Origin of the sequence: Acinetobacter sp. UNC436CL71CviS28 (genome assembly GCF_000620525.1) — a bacterium.
Lineage (GTDB): Bacteria > Pseudomonadota > Gammaproteobacteria > Pseudomonadales > Moraxellaceae > Acinetobacter > Acinetobacter radioresistens.
The window spans coordinates 50,754-68,114 of sequence record NZ_JIBB01000017.1 but is presented as its reverse complement, the minus strand read 5'-3'; the positions used below and the strand labels follow the sequence as shown (position 1 = coordinate 68,114).

Annotated in this window: 17 protein-coding genes and 1 pseudogene; 14 read left to right on the top strand and 4 right to left on the bottom strand. The window is 43.4% G+C overall.

Annotated features, from left to right (window positions below; translation table 11 throughout):
* The coding region (locus N518_RS16750; RefSeq protein WP_026444129.1) for a transposase at positions 1-227 on the bottom strand (227 nt) is incomplete at its 3' end.
* Positions 228-287: 60 nt separating this feature from the next.
* Here N518_RS16750 and N518_RS17365 point away from each other — a divergent pair.
* The 6 genes and pseudogenes from N518_RS17365 to N518_RS0108170 form a co-directional block, all read left to right on the top strand.
* A pseudogene (locus N518_RS17365) lies at positions 288-578 on the top strand (sulfonate ABC transporter substrate-binding protein); the annotation flags it as partial.
* 18 nt (positions 579-596) lie between these two features.
* Entirely contained in the window at positions 597-1,586 is a 990-nt protein-coding gene (locus N518_RS0108190; RefSeq protein WP_005023797.1) for an aliphatic sulfonate ABC transporter substrate-binding protein, read from the top strand.
* A 23-nt stretch (positions 1,587-1,609) separates the two neighbouring features.
* A complete protein-coding gene (gene ssuD / locus N518_RS0108185) occupies positions 1,610-2,785 on the top strand; it encodes an FMNH2-dependent alkanesulfonate monooxygenase (RefSeq protein WP_005023798.1) in 1,176 nt (391 codons plus the stop codon).
* Positions 2,782-3,588 carry an aliphatic sulfonate ABC transporter permease SsuC gene (ssuC, locus tag N518_RS0108180; RefSeq protein WP_005017455.1) on the top strand — a complete coding sequence of 269 codons (807 nt, stop codon included), beginning with the start codon at positions 2,782-2,784 and terminating at the stop codon, positions 3,586-3,588. Before ssuD ends, ssuC begins: the two co-directional genes overlap by 4 nt.
* A 16-nt stretch (positions 3,589-3,604) precedes the next feature.
* On the top strand, positions 3,605-4,399 hold the full coding sequence (locus tag N518_RS0108175; protein ID WP_005023799.1) for an ATP-binding cassette domain-containing protein: 795 nt from the start codon (positions 3,605-3,607) through the stop codon (positions 4,397-4,399).
* Positions 4,400-4,800: 401 nt separating this feature from the next.
* Complete coding sequence (locus N518_RS0108170) at positions 4,801-5,466, top strand: TetR/AcrR family transcriptional regulator (RefSeq protein WP_026444128.1); 666 nt, start codon at positions 4,801-4,803, stop codon at positions 5,464-5,466.
* A 38-nt stretch (positions 5,467-5,504) separates the two neighbouring features.
* Here N518_RS0108170 and N518_RS0108165 read toward each other — a convergent pair whose 3' ends face one another.
* Together N518_RS0108165 and N518_RS0108160 are read right to left on the bottom strand one after the other, a co-directional pair.
* A complete protein-coding gene (locus N518_RS0108165) occupies positions 5,505-6,086 on the bottom strand; it encodes a 5'-nucleosidase (protein ID WP_026444127.1) in 582 nt (193 codons plus the stop codon).
* Positions 6,087-6,173: 87 nt separating this feature from the next.
* Positions 6,174-7,304: a TDT family transporter gene (locus tag N518_RS0108160; RefSeq protein WP_026444126.1), complete on the bottom strand. Its 1,131-nt coding sequence runs from the start codon at positions 7,302-7,304 to the stop codon at positions 6,174-6,176.
* 209 nt (positions 7,305-7,513) lie between these two features.
* On the opposite strand from N518_RS0108160, the gene ribF reads away from it, so the two are divergent.
* From ribF to N518_RS0108125, 6 genes are all read left to right on the top strand, one after another.
* A complete protein-coding gene (gene ribF, locus N518_RS0108150) occupies positions 7,514-8,515 on the top strand; it encodes a riboflavin biosynthesis protein RibF (protein WP_026444125.1) in 1,002 nt (333 codons plus the stop codon).
* 64 nt (positions 8,516-8,579) lie between these two features.
* Positions 8,580-11,420: an isoleucine--tRNA ligase gene (ileS, locus tag N518_RS0108145; protein ID WP_026444124.1), complete on the top strand. Its 2,841-nt coding sequence runs from the start codon at positions 8,580-8,582 to the stop codon at positions 11,418-11,420.
* Positions 11,413-11,949, top strand: a complete 537-nt coding sequence (gene lspA / locus N518_RS0108140; RefSeq protein WP_005017478.1) for a signal peptidase II — start codon at positions 11,413-11,415, stop codon at positions 11,947-11,949. The genes ileS and lspA overlap by 8 nt, the downstream gene beginning before the upstream one ends.
* Positions 11,946-12,428, top strand: a complete 483-nt coding sequence (locus N518_RS0108135; RefSeq protein ID WP_005017480.1) for an FKBP-type peptidyl-prolyl cis-trans isomerase — start codon at positions 11,946-11,948, stop codon at positions 12,426-12,428. Before lspA ends, N518_RS0108135 begins: the two co-directional genes overlap by 4 nt.
* Before the next feature lie 311 nt (positions 12,429-12,739).
* Positions 12,740-13,201, top strand: coding sequence for a hypothetical protein (locus tag N518_RS0108130; RefSeq protein WP_005023806.1), 462 nt, complete (start codon positions 12,740-12,742; stop codon positions 13,199-13,201).
* A gap of 114 nt (positions 13,202-13,315) precedes the next feature.
* Positions 13,316-13,855 (top strand): NADPH-dependent FMN reductase, encoded by a 540-nt coding sequence (locus N518_RS0108125; RefSeq protein ID WP_005017485.1) that lies wholly within the window; start codon positions 13,316-13,318, stop codon positions 13,853-13,855.
* Positions 13,856-13,939: 84 nt separating this feature from the next.
* On the opposite strand, the gene tyrS is transcribed toward N518_RS0108125, so the two are convergent.
* Entirely contained in the window at positions 13,940-15,172 is a 1,233-nt protein-coding gene (tyrS, locus tag N518_RS0108120) for a tyrosine--tRNA ligase (RefSeq protein WP_005023807.1), read from the bottom strand.
* 63 nt (positions 15,173-15,235) lie between these two features.
* Between tyrS and N518_RS0108115 the strand changes: the two genes are divergently transcribed.
* Together N518_RS0108115 and N518_RS0108110 are read left to right on the top strand one after the other, a co-directional pair.
* A complete protein-coding gene (locus N518_RS0108115) occupies positions 15,236-16,366 on the top strand; it encodes an anhydro-N-acetylmuramic acid kinase (RefSeq protein WP_026444123.1) in 1,131 nt (376 codons plus the stop codon).
* Positions 16,367-16,479: 113 nt separating this feature from the next.
* Positions 16,480-17,325: an alpha/beta fold hydrolase gene (locus N518_RS0108110; protein WP_005023808.1), complete on the top strand. Its 846-nt coding sequence runs from the start codon at positions 16,480-16,482 to the stop codon at positions 17,323-17,325.
* Positions 17,326-17,361: the final 36 nt, after the last annotated feature.

Here is a 17,361-nt window from a genome sequence, read left to right as displayed (position 1 = left end):
CTTTCAATTTCTGCTATATCCCTGACACCACTGCCTCGCACCATGAGGTGTAATATTTTGGTTTTGATACCTGAGTGACAGCCTTGATAACTGAGAGCATGATCACCAATAAATTGACGTCTGCATATTTTACATTGGTAATTTTGCTTACCATCTACTTTTGTGCCATTTTTCTTTATACTGTCACTTAGGCAGGCTGGACACTTGATTTCTAGAGTTATTCGCATTTCTCTATTTTATCAAAATCCAACCTGCTTTTTTTCAGCATACTTTTTGAAACACCACCTAAATTTGCAGAAAGCAACCCAAAAGTCATTCAGACTATTATTCAAGAATTAAACACTACGACCCAATGGGTTGCCCAGCATCAGGACGAGGCAGCCAGTCTGTTAGAACAACCAACCGGACTGGAACATAATATTTTAAAAACTTCTATTTCACGTATGGGCTTTGGGGTAAGACCAATTAGCCAGGAAGTTTCTCATGCGCAGCAGAAAGTGGCTGATGCCTTTTATGCCCAAAAATTAATACCTGTCAAACTTGATATTCAGGCTGCGATTTTAAAGCAAACACCATAACAATAAGAAGGATGCCAGATGTACTCACTCAAAAATTTTTTAATTAGCAGTTTTATAGCCTTAGGTCTGAGTGGCTGCCAGAAAACCAGTTCTGATACTGCACCGGGTCAACAGTCCGTTCAAGAAGACAACCTCAAAACCCTGGCGGTCGGATACCAGAAATCCTCACTGAATCTGTTAGTCGCTCGCCAGCAACAGCTATTTGAACAGCAGTTTCCCGGCGTTCAGGTGGCGTGGAAAGAGTTTCCAGCTGGCCCACAAATGCTGGAAGCACTGGCAGTTGGCGCAATTGATTTTGGTGCAGTAGGTAATACTCCTCCTGTTTTCGCACAAGCGGCCGGGAAAGATCTGAAATACATTGGCTATGAAGTGGTTCCCCAGAATGCACAGGCATTATTAATACCTGCAGACAGTTCAATTCGTACACTTGCAGATCTAAAAGGTAAACGGATAGCGGTACAGAAAGGTTCAAGTGCTCATGAACTTTTGGCTAAAGCTTTACAAAAGGCTGGTTTAAGCTGGCAGGACATTCAGCCCATCTGGCTTCCTCCGGCAGATGCACGGGCAGCTTTCGATAAACAGTCAATTGATGCTTGGTCGATCTGGGAACCGTACTTAAGTGCAGCAGAGCTGGATGCCAAAGCCAAGGTATTAATTGACGGCCAAGCCTTTGCACGGACTTATTCATTTTATATCGCTAACCCACAATTTATTGAGCAGCATCCCGGTGCAACTGAAAAGATCCTACAAAGTTTAAATACTGCCGATCAATGGGTACTTCAACACCAGCAACAGGCATTAAAGATTTATCAGCAAAGTACCGGCCTTAAACAGAATATTGCCCAACGGGTTATAGATAAACGGCTCAAACCCTCTCCTATTTATAGCCTTAAACCTGAAGTCGTACAGGCACAACAAGAAATTGCTGATCTCTTTCAACAGGTCAAATTAATTCCAAAATCAATCCAGGTCAGCCAAGTGGTCTGGGTCCCTACACCTAAAAACTGATTTAGACAGATAAGGATACTGAGATGAAAATTTTTTGGTTTATTCCGACTCATGGTGATAGCCGCTATTTAGGCACCAGTAAAGGTGGGCGCCAGGTTGATCATGCTTATATGAAACAGATTGCAGTGGCTGTAGATAACCTGGGTTATGAAGGTGTACTGATTCCGACCGGCCGCTCATGTGAAGACCCATGGATTACAGCTGCCAGCCTGATTGATGCCACTAAAAACCTGAAATTTCTGGTGGCTTTGCGCCCTGGCGTAACCACCCCTGCTCTGGCAGCCCGTATGGCAGCAACTTTTGACCGTCTCTCAAACGGGCGGGTATTACTGAATCTGGTTACAGGGGGTGATGAGCAAGAGCTAAAAGGTGATGGTGTATATGAAGACCATGCTACACGCTACCAGACAGCAGCAGAGTACACCAAGATCTGGCGTGAAATCTTGACCCGTTCTCATACAGGTGAAAGCTTTACTTTCCATGGCGAACGGCTAAGTGTTGATGATGCTAAACTGCTGTATCCGCCTGTACAGCAGCCTTATCCTCCGCTCTGGTTCGGTGGTTCATCTGAAGCTGCTCAAGAACTGGCTGCTGAGCAGGTCGATACTTACCTGACCTGGGGAGAACCGCCTGCAGCAGTAGAAGAAAAAATCCAGACCATGCAGGCTAAATCCGCTGCAAAAGGACGTCGTCTAAACTATGGTATCCGTCTGCATGTAATTGTACGTGAAACCAGTGCAGAAGCCTGGGCCGCAGCTGATGAACTGATTCAGTATGTAGATGACGCTACGATTGCCGCTGCGCAACAAAAATTCCGTCAGATGGACTCAGTAGGTCAACGTCGTATGGCTGAATTACATAATGGCGATAAGAGCAAACTGGAAGTATCACCAAACCTCTGGGCTGGTGTAGGTCTGGTTCGTGGAGGTGCCGGGACTGCGCTGGTCGGTGACCCGCAGACTGTAGCAGACCGTATTCAGGAATATGCAGATTTGGGTATTAATACCTTTATTTTTTCAGGTTACCCACATCTGGAAGAGTCTATTCGCTTTGCTGAACTGGTCTTTCCCTTACTGCCATTACAGACCCGTAAAAAGCTGGCTCAGCCTAACTTGACCGGTCCATTCGGTGAGATTGTTGCCAATAATTATGTACCTGACCGGTTAGCAGATAATAAAATTGTCAAGGAAGGGGCATGATGCAAAAGAATAGTATAGATAACTACGTTTCACGTGGAACAGGTGTATTTAGAAAACATTTGCTACCTTGGTTAGTGCCCTTATTATTACTTGTTCTGTGGCAGCTTACTTCAATGAGCGGCTTACTGCAAAGCCGGATTTTGCCTGCCCCTACAGCCGTACTTACAGCTTTCTGGTCTTTACTCATCAGTGGTGAACTGTGGCAGCATGTCAAGGTGAGTACGGCCCGGGCATTGACTGGTCTTGCTGTGGGTGGAGGTCTAGGTTTATTGCTCGGCCTATTAAATGGTTCTTCCAAGGTAGCCTCGAATCTTCTGGATACTACTTTGCAAATGCTACGTAATATTCCGGCTCTGGCGTTAATTCCTCTTGTTATTTTATGGTTTGGAATAGATGAAAGTGCCAAGCTTTTTCTGGTAGCGATAGGTGTATTTTTCCCGATCTATATCAATACCTATCATGGAATCCGATCAGTTGATCCGCAGCTAATTGAAATGGGAAAGAGTTATGGGCTGAATCGTCGCCAGCTTTATCAGCAAATTATTTTACCGGGCGCTATGCCTTCTATCCTGGTCGGGCTACGCTTTGCTTTAGGTCTGGTCTGGGTATTGCTTATTGTTGCCGAAACAATTTCTGCGCAGTCAGGAATTGGCTATATGACCATGAATGCCCGTGAGTTTTTGCAGACTGATATTGTACTGGTCGGCATTCTCCTGTATGCCCTTTTAGGCAAGCTGGCAGATATTCTGGCTCAAGGACTGGAACGCTATCTGCTGCGCTGGCATCCCGGCTATCAACAATAGGAACAGGAATATACTAATGAGCAATTTAAATATACCGCTATCAGTTGATATAGAAGCTAAGCCAAGTACGAATTTTACCACTCAGCCACAGAATGGAGCAGAAATTGTGGTTGAGCAGCTTCATAAGTTTTATGGGCAGGTTAAAGTTCTTGAGGAGCTAGATCTGCATATTCAGGCGGGAGAATTTGTAGCAATCGTGGGACGTAGCGGATGTGGCAAGAGTACTCTACTACGTCTAATTGCTGGCCTGGAAGCAGCAAGTTACGGTGAAATAAAATTCAAGTCTGCACAGAATTTTCGTGAAGGTATTACCACAGATGATATTCGGGTTATGTTTCAGGATTCACGTCTATTGCCATGGAAGACTGTCGAGAAGAATGTACAGCTAGGGTTGGCCCATAATCGTCATGCCCATGCAGTAGCTCTACTCAAAAAGGTGGGACTCGCTGAAAAAGCCAGTAACTGGCCTGCACAACTTTCAGGCGGACAAAGGCAACGTGCTGCTCTGGCTCGAGCTTTATCCCATACGCCACGAGTTTTATTACTGGATGAACCCTTAGGCGCACTTGATGCCCTTACCCGGCTTGAAATGCAAAATCTGATTGAACAGTTATGGCGTGAGCAGGGCTTCACAGCTGTTTTAGTCACTCATGATGTTGCTGAAGCAGTACAACTGGCTGACCGGATTATTCTACTGGATAAAGGCCAGATTGCTCATCATTTTAAGATTGATTTACCACGGCCCCGTAAAAAGAGTGTCCAGTTCACCGAGCTGGAGCAGCAAGTTTTAGATGCAGTATTAGCCACCTAAACTCATACACGCCAACAGCCATCTTGAGATGGCTGTTTTATACATGAGGCTATATAAACAAGATATCTTTTAACAAGAAGGTAAAGATCATAACTTCTTTTACAGTATAGTCATGAAAAACTCATTCTATACTAAATATAATTATTAAAATCAATTTCTTAAACTTATAAAAAATATATTTGGTACTTTAAAAAAGATTTTTCATTTAATTTTTACAGCTAAAAATAATTTTATTTTAAGCTAATTTTTTATTAACTATCAATTTATTAGGGGTTACTTTTTTTACCAAATGTTAAAAAAGATGTTTAATTCAGCATATTGGAAGAATTACTTTGCAAAATTGTGCACAAATCGACCCATTTGTCTTACAATTATGACTTTATCGATATTTGTGGGGAACAATGGAACAAAAGAAGAGCACTCAAAAACGGAATTTACTTTTAAATGCAGCTCTAGACGTTTTTTCTACCTATGGTTTTAACGGGGCAAGCCTGGATGAAATTGCTCAGCTGGCCGACATGCATAAGTCAAATATTTTTTATTATTATGAAAATAAAGAGGCTTTATATGTTGAGGTACTTACTACAGTACTCCAGAAGTGGCTGGCTCCTCTACAATCGCTTGAAGTAGACCTTGAGCCAACTGAAGCATTAGCTAATTATCTGATGCTCAAGATCGAGGTTTCACGTCACCAGCCTAAAGCCTCCAAGCTGTTTGCACTAGAAGTTATTCAGGGTGCGCCACATATTTTATCTATTTTAAAAGGCCCGCTGAAAAAACTATTTAAGCGTAAGGCCAAAGTGATCCAGAACTGGCAGGAACAAGGAAAAATTTCTGCAGGTATTGATCCGGAATTGCTGATTTTAAATATCTGGGCAATTACCCAGAATTATGCTGATTTTAGTACTCAAATTGAAATGGTGATGGGAAAAACGCTTAAAAGTAAAAGCACCTACCAGAGGACTATCGAACATACCATCCATCTGATGCTCTATGGTATTTTACCGCGCTCTGAATATAGCCCGGTCACGCTTTCAACCGAAGTTTTCGAAGCTAACCAGAATTAATGCTTCAGCTCTTTAATTCTGGCCTTTTTACTTGTTCTTTACGATTGAAATGAAAGTTTTGCCTGCTGGTATAAATCCAACAGTTTATGCGCTCCCAACAGCAGATTATTTTCCCAATCCAGATGTGCTGTGGTGTTGGCACCATCACTAATATATTTGACAGATACCAGGCGTACTCCAAGTTTTTTACAAACTTTAGCCAAGGCATAACCTTCCATATCCACCAGATCACAAGACACTTTAGGCAAGCCTGTTTCGAAGGAGTCACCAGTTCCACAGATTCCTTTAGGCAATTGATCGAAGTATGAAACCAGTTCAATACACCCTGGTATTTCCTCATCCATTGGAGTAATGCCCGGGACAAAACCTAAAGGAGAGACATCCATATCACGTTGTACAAAACTGCTGACCTCGACCAGTGAGTGGGTATCAAAGTAACTACTGCCTGCGGTACCTAAGTTAAAAAGTATTTTACATCCAGTACGTTGAATCACCTCATAGGCTTTAAATGCTGCATTGACCTTGCCAATACCGCTGTAATGAACCTGAATACCGGCCTGCTCAAACAGACCTTTAGATTCACTTGGGAGCGCCATGATGAGTGCAGATTGCTCTACCATTTAGAAAACTCGTTAAAATTTGATTATTAGAAAATAAAGTTAACTCAGGTACAAGGTACTAAGGACTGATTAATCCACTGTAAATACTTAACCCTTGTCCAGAAAGCTTTTCAGGCAAGGTGAGAACAACAGGTTGCCACGATAAAACCCTTGTACGGTCTTAGTGGCAACCACCACCCAGAGTATGATTAAAATATAGGTCAGGCTAGAGGCAATATTATGTAATATAGCGAGCTGAAGCTGCTGGCCCAGAGTGTAAATGGCCAGTGTAAACACCCCTAATGGAAAGGTTAAACCCCACCACCCCAAATTGAAAGGTAGACCTCTTTTTATATATTTTAAGGTCGTCAATACTGCAAGGCCAAGCCACCAAAGCCCAAACCCCAGTAGAATCAAGCTGCTGGCGGTACCTGCATACTGCAAAAATATGCCTAAATCTTTCTGTCCAATAAAAGTTAGAATGCGTGGTGCCTGTGATCCTAAGCTCAGTAAAGCCAATGCACCCGTTCCAATAGGTCCTAATGCCAGCCAGCTGCTAATGGCCATATCTTTAGAAGGTAACTGATGCAGGGCAAGTCTTAACATCAGAATAGTTAATATGGCAAAAGCTGGCAGTACTGAGATCCCCCATAACCCATAACTGGCGATCAATATAGCCACTGTCTGCTGGCTTATAGCCAGATATTGTATTAATACTCCACCTGAGTTTGCTGCCACCTCACAGGCTACAATTGGTAATAGCCAGATCGCTGTCGTACTGTGTAACTGGTGCTGCTGGCAACTAAACATACAGAAAGGTACTAACCAGGCAATTCCCACTGCCATAACGACATCGATATACCAAAGCAGTTTGGCTATTTCTAGTGCAGAATCGCCATATAGCGGCAAACCGTATTTTAAAAATCCATTTACAATAGTGGCCAAGCCCATAGGAATAGCACCCAGAAACAGACTCATGTTTGAATGAAAAAAGATTTGTCTGGCTTCGGTGGGATAGAACAACCAGCGCAGGCTATAAAGCAGACTAAAGCTGATAAATAAGATAATATTGATTTGCCACAGGAAAATACCTCCCAACCACAGATTAATTGAACCAGATGACAGTTCAGGTAAAATAAGTGCTACTACACCCGTTCCCATAGTGACGGTAAACCAGTTAGGTGTGAAGTGACGAATGATATCTCGTGGCTGCCCTAGCTGTTCAAATGGCCTGTTCATTATGTACCTGATTGAATTTTTAATGCAGCACTGATTATAAAAAGGCCAATTTATAAATAAAACTGATTTATTTATATTATATAAATCAATAAAAATTATATAAAATTTATTGATCAGCCAAAAAAATGTGTAAAAACACAACAACAAGACGAAACTGTGAGAATATGGCAATATATGACCTTTCAAATTTTGCACTGATTTCTTCGCCCATGAAGCTGCTCCGTCTGAATGCCCTGATGCCCGATTTTCAGCTGCCTGCAACCGCAGTGACAATTGGCAATTTTGATGGTGTCCATCTTGGACATCAGGCCATGATTGCTCAGCTTAAAACTATTGCTGCCCAGAAGAATTTAAAAGCACTGGTTATGCTGTTTGAGCCCCAACCACTAGAATACTTCAAAGGCTACGAAGCCCCTCCCCGTATCAGCTCACTACGTGAAAAAGTAGAGTATTTGACTGAACTTGGTGTGGACTATATTGCTGTAGCCAAATTCGATGACCAGTTCCGTAGCATGAGTGCAGAAGGCTTTGCGTCCCTTTTAAAAGATAAGCTTCATGCTCATAGCCTGGTATTGGGTGATGATTTTCATTTTGGAAAAAACCGGCAAGGCAATAGCGAATTTCTAAAAAACTATGGCTTTGCAGTCACTAATCTGAATACTGTCGACTTTCAGGGAGAGCGAGTCAGTTCGACACGGATCCGGCAGGTATTACAGCAGGGTGACCTGACTCTTGCTGCCCAGCTTTTAGGACGTCCCTACAGTATGGTGGGTCGAATTCAGTATGGTGACCAGATTGGGCGTACCTTGAATTTCCCGACCATTAATGTAGGGATGAACCGGCATAAGCCCTGCCTGCATGGAATTTATGCGGTAGAAGTGATCTCTGAGCATAATTCTCTTGCTGCCAGAGTACGTCTGGAACACCCAGATTTACCCGGAATCGCAGGTTATGGACCGGAGAGTTTATTTGGTGCCGGACATGTGGGAACACGGCCCGCAATTCAGCAGCAACAGCCAGAGTGGCGATTAGAAGTACACTTTCCTGAGGTTTCTGCTAATCTGTATGGCTTGCTGGTGCGGGTCACTTTTTTAAAATATCTGCATGGTGAAGTAAATTATCCTTCGCTTGAAGCATTAAAGACCGGAATTGATAATGATGTAGCCAAGCTCATTGAGTTTCGTAGAAATACCCCAAAATCCCCTGTTTAAATTCTGTTTTTTTGATTGTAAAACCCGTCAGCGTTCAAGCTGATTGAACTGGAAGACAACTTGCATGAGCGATAAGCAAACTCCTGAAAATGCTGTGGATTATAAAGCCACACTAAATCTGCCGGGCACTGAATTTGCCATGAAGGCAAATCTGGCAGTACGTGAAGTAAAATGGTTAGAAGAGTGGTACGCCGACAACATTTATCAGCAGATTCGCACATCGCGTATTGGCAAGAAAAAATATATTCTGCATGATGGCCCTCCCTATGCAAATGGCACAATTCACTTGGGTCATGCAGTCAATAAAGTCTTAAAAGATATTATTGTTAAAAGTCGCACATTATCTGGCTTTGATGCACCTTATGTTCCAGGCTGGGACTGCCACGGTTTGCCAATTGAACTCAAAGTTGAAGAAAAAGTAGGTAAAGTGGGCGAAAAAGTTGATGCAGCCACTTTCCGTAAATTATGCCGTGAATATGCTTCACAACAAATTGATCTGCAGCGTAACGACTTCAAGCGTCTGGGCGTACTGGGTGATTGGGATAATCCTTATCTGACCATGAATTACAAGCAGGAAGCAGATATTGTTCGTGCACTGGGCCAGATTCAGAAAAATGGTCATATTCAGCCTGGCTTAAAGCCGGTGAACTGGTGCATGGACTGTGGCTCGGCACTGGCTGAAGCTGAAGTTGAATATGAAGATAAAAAATCTGATGCAATTGATGTCGGTTTTAGTGTCGTTGACTTAAAAGACTTATCTACCCGTTTGAAGGTAGAAATTGATGTGCCTACTGATATTGTTATCTGGACCACAACACCATGGACCCTTCCGGCTAACCAGGCAGTTTCAGTACATGCTGAAATTGAATATCAGCTGGTACAGACCCAGACAGACAAAGGCTTACACAATCTGATTCTGGCTAAAGATCTGGTAGAGTCTGCTGTAGAACGTTATAAGCTGGAAAACCCGGTAGTACTGGCCGATTTTACCGGCGCAGTGATTGAAAACCTGCAACTCCAGCACCCACTTCTGGCAGATCGCCAGGTTCCGGTCATTTTAGGTGAACATGTGATTGCAACCAGTGGTACGGGTGCAGTACATACTGCGCCTGGCCATGGTGTAGATGACTATAAAGTTGGTCTGCTCTATCAGCTGAAAGTCGATAATCCGGTGGGTGGTAATGGAGTATATCTGCCAACTTCACCACTTTTCCCGGGTGTACACATCTATAAAGCCAATCCGCAAATCATTGAAGCCCTTGGTGCAGCAGGCCGTTTGTGGGCACATCAGCCAATTCGACACAGTTATCCACATTGCTGGCGCCACAAGACTCCTATTATTTTCCGTGCAACGCCTCAATGGTTCATTAGTATGGATCAGCAAAATTTACGTCAGGGTGCACTGGATGCGATTGAAAATCACATCGAATTTGTACCAAGCTGGGGTAAAAATCGGATTGAATCCATGATTGATGGCCGCCCGGACTGGTGTATCTCACGTCAGCGTACCTGGGGTGTGCCAATTCCGTTTTTTGTACATAAAGATACCAATGAGCTGCATCCACGTACTCCGGAACTGATCGAAGAAGTTGCCAAGCTGATTGAACAGGAAGGTATTGATGCCTGGTTTAACCGTGAAGCGAAAGACTTTATTGGTGATGATGCCGAGCATTATAATGCCGTACGTGACACGCTGGATGTCTGGTTCGATTCAGGTACAACCCACTATGCAGTACTTGACCAGCGCGAAGATCTGGAAAGCCCGGCTGACCTTTATCTAGAGGGCTCAGACCAGCATCGTGGCTGGTTCCAGTCATCCCTGCTGACGTCTATAGCGATTCATAACCGCGCGCCTTACAAAGCCTTACTGACTCATGGCTTTACAGTAGATGAAAACGGACGCAAACTATCAAAATCGCTAGGGAATTATATCCCGCTAGATGACATCATCAAGCAGCTGGGAGCTGATGGTCTACGACTGTATGTTGCTTCAAGCGACTACCGCTATGAAATTGCAGCAAGTAAAGAAGTCTTTAACCGTGTTAGCGACAGTTATCGCCGTATCCGTAATACTCTACGCTTCCTGCTGGCCAATCTAAATGGCTTTAAGCCAAGTACTGATGCACTGCCAGTAGACCAGCTGATTGCATTGGATCAGTATATCTTGCAACGTGCGCATGAGGTTCAGCAGAGCATCCTTACTGCTTATGATGAAATGAGCTTTCATGTCGTCTGTAGCGCACTAACCAATTTCTGTATTAATGATCTGGGCGGTTTTTATCTGGACATTATTAAAGACCGTCAGTACACCACCAAAACCGACTCTCAGGCACGTCGCTCTGCGCAGACTGCGTTATATCATATCGTACAGGCCTTTATCCGCTGGATGAGCCCAATCCTGAGCTTTACTGCACAAGAGGCTTGGCCACTGATTCCTGAGCAGTCAGAAAAATATGTATTTATGAGCGAGTGGTATCAGATTCCGGTGGCCTCAACAGCCAATCTGATTTCTGAAGAAAACTGGCAAACATTAATTACAGTAAAATCTGCAGTAAATAAACAGATTGAAGCAGCACGTAACGCTAAACTGGTCGGCTCTAACCTCTCTGCCAAGGTTGAACTCTGGGCCCAACCAGCGTTAAAAAGTATTCTGGACCAACTGGGCAATGAGCTGCGCTTTGTCCTGATCACCTCTCAGGTTATTGTTCATGACTTTGAGGAAGCAGGTGAAAGTACCGAGCTCGAAGGTCTGCGTGTCAAGGTTTCAGCGGCAGAAGGTGAAAAATGCGCTCGCTGCTGGCATGTACTGCCTGATGTTAATACACATGCAGGTCATCCAAGTATTTGCGGACGCTGCCTAATTAACCTTCCTTCTGGTCAGGGCGAAGAGAGAAAATATGCCTAATACACCGCAAAGAAAAGGCTGGTTCCAGTTCTATCCACATAATCTGGTGTGGATCGGGCTGGCAATTGTTGCCATTATTTTGGATCAATGGACCAAATGGATTGCAACAAACCATCTGAACTATGCCGATCCGGTAGCCGTACTGCCCTTTTTAAACTGGACGCTGCTACATAATTATGGTGCAGCATTCAGTTTTCTGTCTGATGCCGGTGGCTGGCAGCGTTATTTATTTACCGGACTGGCGGCTGGAGTTTCCTTGCTGTTTGTTTTCTGGCTAATGCGTATGCCAAAACATCTGGTCATTTTACCAATGGCTATTGCCCTGATTCTAGGGGGCGCCATCGGTAACCTGATAGACCGGGTCAGTCTGGGGTATGTAGTAGATTTTATTCATGTCTACTATCAGAATAGTCACTTTCCTGCATTTAATATTGCTGATAGTGCCATCACTCTTGGAACAATCCTGTTATTAATCGATACTTTCTTTCTGGAAAAACACCGGATTCAACGTGCAGAGGCAACAAAATGACAGAGTTACTCAACCCGAATGAAGATACCCGAATTGAAGAAGGTTCTCAGGTAGAGCTGCACTTTTCAGTTGCCATTGAAGATGGTGTTGAAATAGATAATACCCGCAGCCGTGAAGAGCCGGTGAGTCTGGTGATTGGTGACGGTAATTTACTGCCAGGCTTTGAACAGGCTCTTTTTGGTTTAAGGGCAGGTGACCGCCGTACTGTACATTTACCGGCAGAAGATGCCTTTGGACCGTGGAATCCGGAAAATATTCAACGCTTTGATACGGTCAAATTTGAACAACGCCCTGTGGTTGGCCAAATGATCGAGTTTGAAGACAAAGCTAAAAGCAGCCTGTACGGTGTGGTCAGATCAGTGAATGATGACATGACCGAGATAGACTTTAACCATCCGCTGGCAGGTAAAAATATCAGTTTTGAGGTTGAAATCTTCAAGGTTACACCAGCAGGTCAGCAAGGTATTAAACTCATCTAGACGCTGCCTAAAATCAATCATTCTAAAGCCGGTCTGTGTATGTCCGGCTTTTTTTATTATAAGTAAAATATAAACTAAATATTTAAATGTCTAGCCAGTTTACTGATCATTTAAATGATCAGCAGATGGTTTTTCTAAAGGTCTATATAATAAAAAGCGATGAATGCAGCTTCACGCTTGGCTATATATTAGGCTAGAATTCAATCAGCCATAAAGACTGGCAGATATCTAAAAATACACTTTATCCCAGTTTTAATTATAAAAATTATTACTCAGCTTAAGTGCTGTATGATTAAAAACAATGAGTTGTTATGCTGACACTAACTGTTTTATTACGTTGTCTTTCTAGCGCAATACGCGAAGCATTATTACAAACCCTGAATGAATGTGCCCAGCACCAGATTACCCAAGTCCAAGTATCTCATCTTTTTTTACAGCTCTTAAAGCAACCCGAACCAAATGAATTAATCTTTTTATTAGACCGTTATGATATTTCTGTCTTGGAGCTCAGGCGGCAGCTGAATATAGCTTTACTTTCAGCACATATTCAAAGCCACAGTACATTGGTGTTAAGTGAGGCTTTAATTATTTTATTGCAACAGGCCTGGCAGTTTTCCCAAACAGAGCAATGTCCGCAGATTAATATATTTCACCTTCTACAGGCATTAATGGATACAGATATTTTATTATGTCAAAAAGCTTGTTCTCCAGTCATAGATCTGGTCGAACGATCTGAAATATTGAATAGCCATCTAACGATTATACCTGCTTAAAAATTAAACTGGTTCATAACTTTTGATGTTTTAAAATAGAGATACAAATTCTGTCTAGGCGCTTTCCAAAAAAATAATTAGTTTAATAAAGATCATGCCCAACCGGAAAATATTATGAAAATCTATATTATTGTAGGCAGCATACGTGAAGGTCGTACTGCTATTAAGGTGGCCAAATGGGTTCTCGAGGCTATTGAGAGTTTTGACTATAACACCCTGGAAACTGAAATCGTTGATTTAAAAGAATGGGATTTGCCTGTTTTTGCCGGAAGCCATCCGCCCATTACAGGTATCTATGACCAGCCAAAACAACAGCAATGGGCAGAAAAAATTTCCGAAGGTGATGGCTTTATTTTTATTAGTCCTGAATATAATCATGGTTATAGTCCAGCCCTGAAAAATGCTCTAGATTACTTAGGTAAAGAATGGCAAGGCAAACCTGCTGCCTATGTGGGTTATGGGGCAACCAATGGTTCACGTTCAATTGACCAGTTACGCCAGGTCGGGACCTATCTGGGTTTAATCGACTCTAACGCTACTCTAGAAATTCGTGATATTTTCAAGCGTAATCAAACTGAGCAGTTTGAAGGTAATGAAGCCGAGATTAAGATCCTAAGATCAGTGATAGAAAAACTGATAAATCACGCTATTTAGCAATATATCCTATAGTTCAGATGATTCTGTCAAATAAAAGTGATAAAAAAGCAGGTCCAGAGACCTGCTTTTTTATTCATCTATTTAGTCAGTAAAGGTAACTTTAGCAATCGCCTTTTTGCCTGCCTGAATAATATAAGTTTTATTTTCTTTTACTGAAAAGTCTGCATCTACTACTTCCCAGTCAACTTTAACGGCGCCCCGCGCTACAGCATCCTTAGCCTGCGCTGCATTTTTAGTTAAACCCGCAGTACGCAAAATGGACGCAATAAAGATTTCACCACCAAATTCGGCACGAGAAATAGTTACTTCAGGTGTGCCTTCTGGCAATTCACCTTCAGTAATAATATTTCCTGCACCTTTATGCGCATTGGCCGCTGCTTCACTGCCATGGAAACGCTCAACCAGTTCCAGTGCCAGAATACGCTTGATTTCCTGCGGATTACGGCCTTCTACCATCTCTTTGAGCAGATCTTGAATTTCAGGCATCGATTTAAAGCTGAGCAGTTCAAAGTAACGTTCGATTAGGCTGTCTGGCATCGACAGTACCTTTTGGTACATTGCACCTGGTGCATCAAATACACCGATGTAATTGCCCAGAGACTTCGACATTTTCTGTACACCATCCAAGCCTTCTAGAATTGGTACGGTAATACAGACTTGAGGCTCTTGATGATAGCGGCCTTGCAAGGTACGGCCCATTAATAGATTAAATGTCTGGTCCGTACCACCAAGCTCAACATCCGCTTCCAGAGCAATTGAGTCATAACCCTGCACCAGCGGGTATAAAAATTCATGAATCGCAATCGGCTGCTGACTGCTATAGCGCTTGGTGAAATCATCACGTTCCAGCATACGTGCAACGGTCTGCTGGGAAGCCAGTTGAATCAGATCAGCCGCAGTCTTGCTGGCAAACCATTCTGAGTTGAACACTACCTTGGTTTTATTCGGGTCAAGAATTTTAAAGACCTGTTCCTGATAGGTTTTGGCATTTTCCAGAACCTGTTCACGCGATAATGGCGGACGTGTTGCACTCTTGCCAGTCGGATCACCGATCATGGCAGTATAGTCACCTATCAGGAAATATACATCGTGGCCTAAATCCTGAAATACTTTAAGCTTATTAATTAAAACCGTATGACCCAGATGCAGGTCAGGTGCAGTTGGATCAAAACCCGCTTTAACTTTAAGGGGACGGTTTTCTTTTAATTTCTTCAGAAGATCTTCTTCAGAGATAATTTCATGAGTGCCTCGTTGAATGAGGGCAAGTTGTTCTTCAGCCGGCAGGAAATTTGACATCACAAAACCCAAACACATCAGTTATACAATTTGTGAGATATACTAACACTTTTTCAGCACATTGCAGGCTTAAGAATCATCATGACAGCGATCTATATCGGGGTAATGACCGGCACCAGCATGGATGGTGTCGATATCGTTGCTGCTTCTTTTGATCCTCTCCGGCTCCACGCTACCCTGACATTACCATTCGATCCGGAATTACGTGACGAGCTGATGGCATTAACCCTGCCAGATGATAATGAAATTGACCGGATGGGAGCTGCTGATGTTGCTCTGGGCCAAATGATCGGTCATGGTATTAACCAGATGATTGAAAAAAATGCTCTGGACCGTAGCCAGATCAGGGCCATCGGTTCACATGGCCAAACTATTCGTCATCGTCCTGAACATCATTTTACCCTACAGATTGGTGACCCTCATATTATTGCCGAACTGACCGGTATTGCAGTGGTATCTGATTTTCGTCGTCGTGATATGGCAGCTGGTGGCCAAGGTGCACCACTCGTTCCGGCTTTTCATCAGGCCCTATTTCAGCATCCTGAAATTCATCGGGTGATTTTAAATCTGGGAGGTATTGCCAATGTCAGTCTGTTACCCGCTGGTCAGCCCGAGAAAGTCTATGGGTTTGATACCGGTCCGGCCAATATCCTGATGGATGGCTGGTGTCAGCGTTATACAGGTCATCCTTATGATGAAAATGGCAGTTGGGCTGCCTATGGCCAGCCAATTCGTGCTTTACTGGAACGCTTACAGGCGCATGAGTATTTTTCAAAAGAATCTCCAAAAAGTACCGGACGTGAAGACTTTAATCTGGACTGGCTGGATGAGCAGATACAGGACTGGCGTAATGACGATCTGGGGTATGATGAGCTGGAAGATACACCCGAAAATGTACAGGCTACTTTATTAAAGCTGACCACAAGGGCAATTAAAAAAGCCATTTACCGTTCAGGACTGGATACAGGTGAAGTATATGTATGTGGCGGCGGTGCTTACAATGCACATTTATTAGACCAGTTACGCTGGCGCCTGCGCAAGCATCAGTGGAGTGTGCAGACTACTGACAGTCTGGGCCTTAGTCCAACCTGGGTAGAAGCAACAGCATTTGCTTGGCTTGCTATGCGGTTTGTACAACAGCAAAGTGGTAACCTGCCTGCTGTTACCGGTGCACAAGGCTTTCGCATTTTAGGCAGTATGACTGCAGCCTGATTAGACGGGCTATAAGTGAGCTACAGCATACTTTCTGGTGAAGATACACCGCAGTAATTTTTACTAAAATATATGACTAAACAAAAATTCAAAGTAACAATAAGAGAAAAAAGATGATTGATTTAAGTAAACAGCGCCTTGAGCGTTATCATCGTGGTGAACTGAGCTTTGACCTGATCGATAGCGGTCCGCTAGAAGGTGAAGCTGTGGTACTACTCCATGGCTTTCCCGAAACGGCACAGTGCTGGGATCAGGTCCGGGTTCAGCTCAATGCAGCAGGTTTTCGTACCTTTGCACCGAACCAGCGTGGCTATAGCCTTGATGCACGCCCTGAAGGACGTCAGGCTTATCGGATGCAGGAGTTACTTCAAGATCTGGATCTGCTGATTGACCAGATTAACCAGCCAGTCCATTTGGTTGGCCATGACTGGGGAGCAATTGTGGCATGGGAATACGCTATGCATTACCCTAAAAAATTAAAAAATCTGGTGGTGTTATCTGTACCTCATCCGGGTGCTTTCCTGCGTGCCCTGCTTGCCTCGAACCAGCTATTTAAATCTTATTATATCGGGTTATTTCAGCTGCCTAAATTGCCAGAACTATTATTTGAAAAATTTCCAAAAATAGGACTGGGTTTACTTAAAAATTCAGGGATGACCAAGCAGCAACTGGAAATTTTCAAAACAGAAATGCTGGAACAGGGCCGTTTAAGTTATAGCCTGAACTGGTATCGGGCACTACCTTTCAATGCCCGTTTCCAGCGATTCGATCCGGTCACTGTCCCTACTCTGTTTATCGGCGGTACCCAGGATGTGGCTATTAGTGATGCTGGCGTTAAACTAAACCAGCGTTATGTACAGGCGCCGTACCGTGAAGTCATGTTAGAGGCCAACCACTGGCTTCCTGTGCAGCAAGCTGCTGTAGTCAGCCAGCTTATCCTGGAGCAGATTCAGGCTTAACTACAATGATAAAAAAACCCATCTCAGGATGGGTTT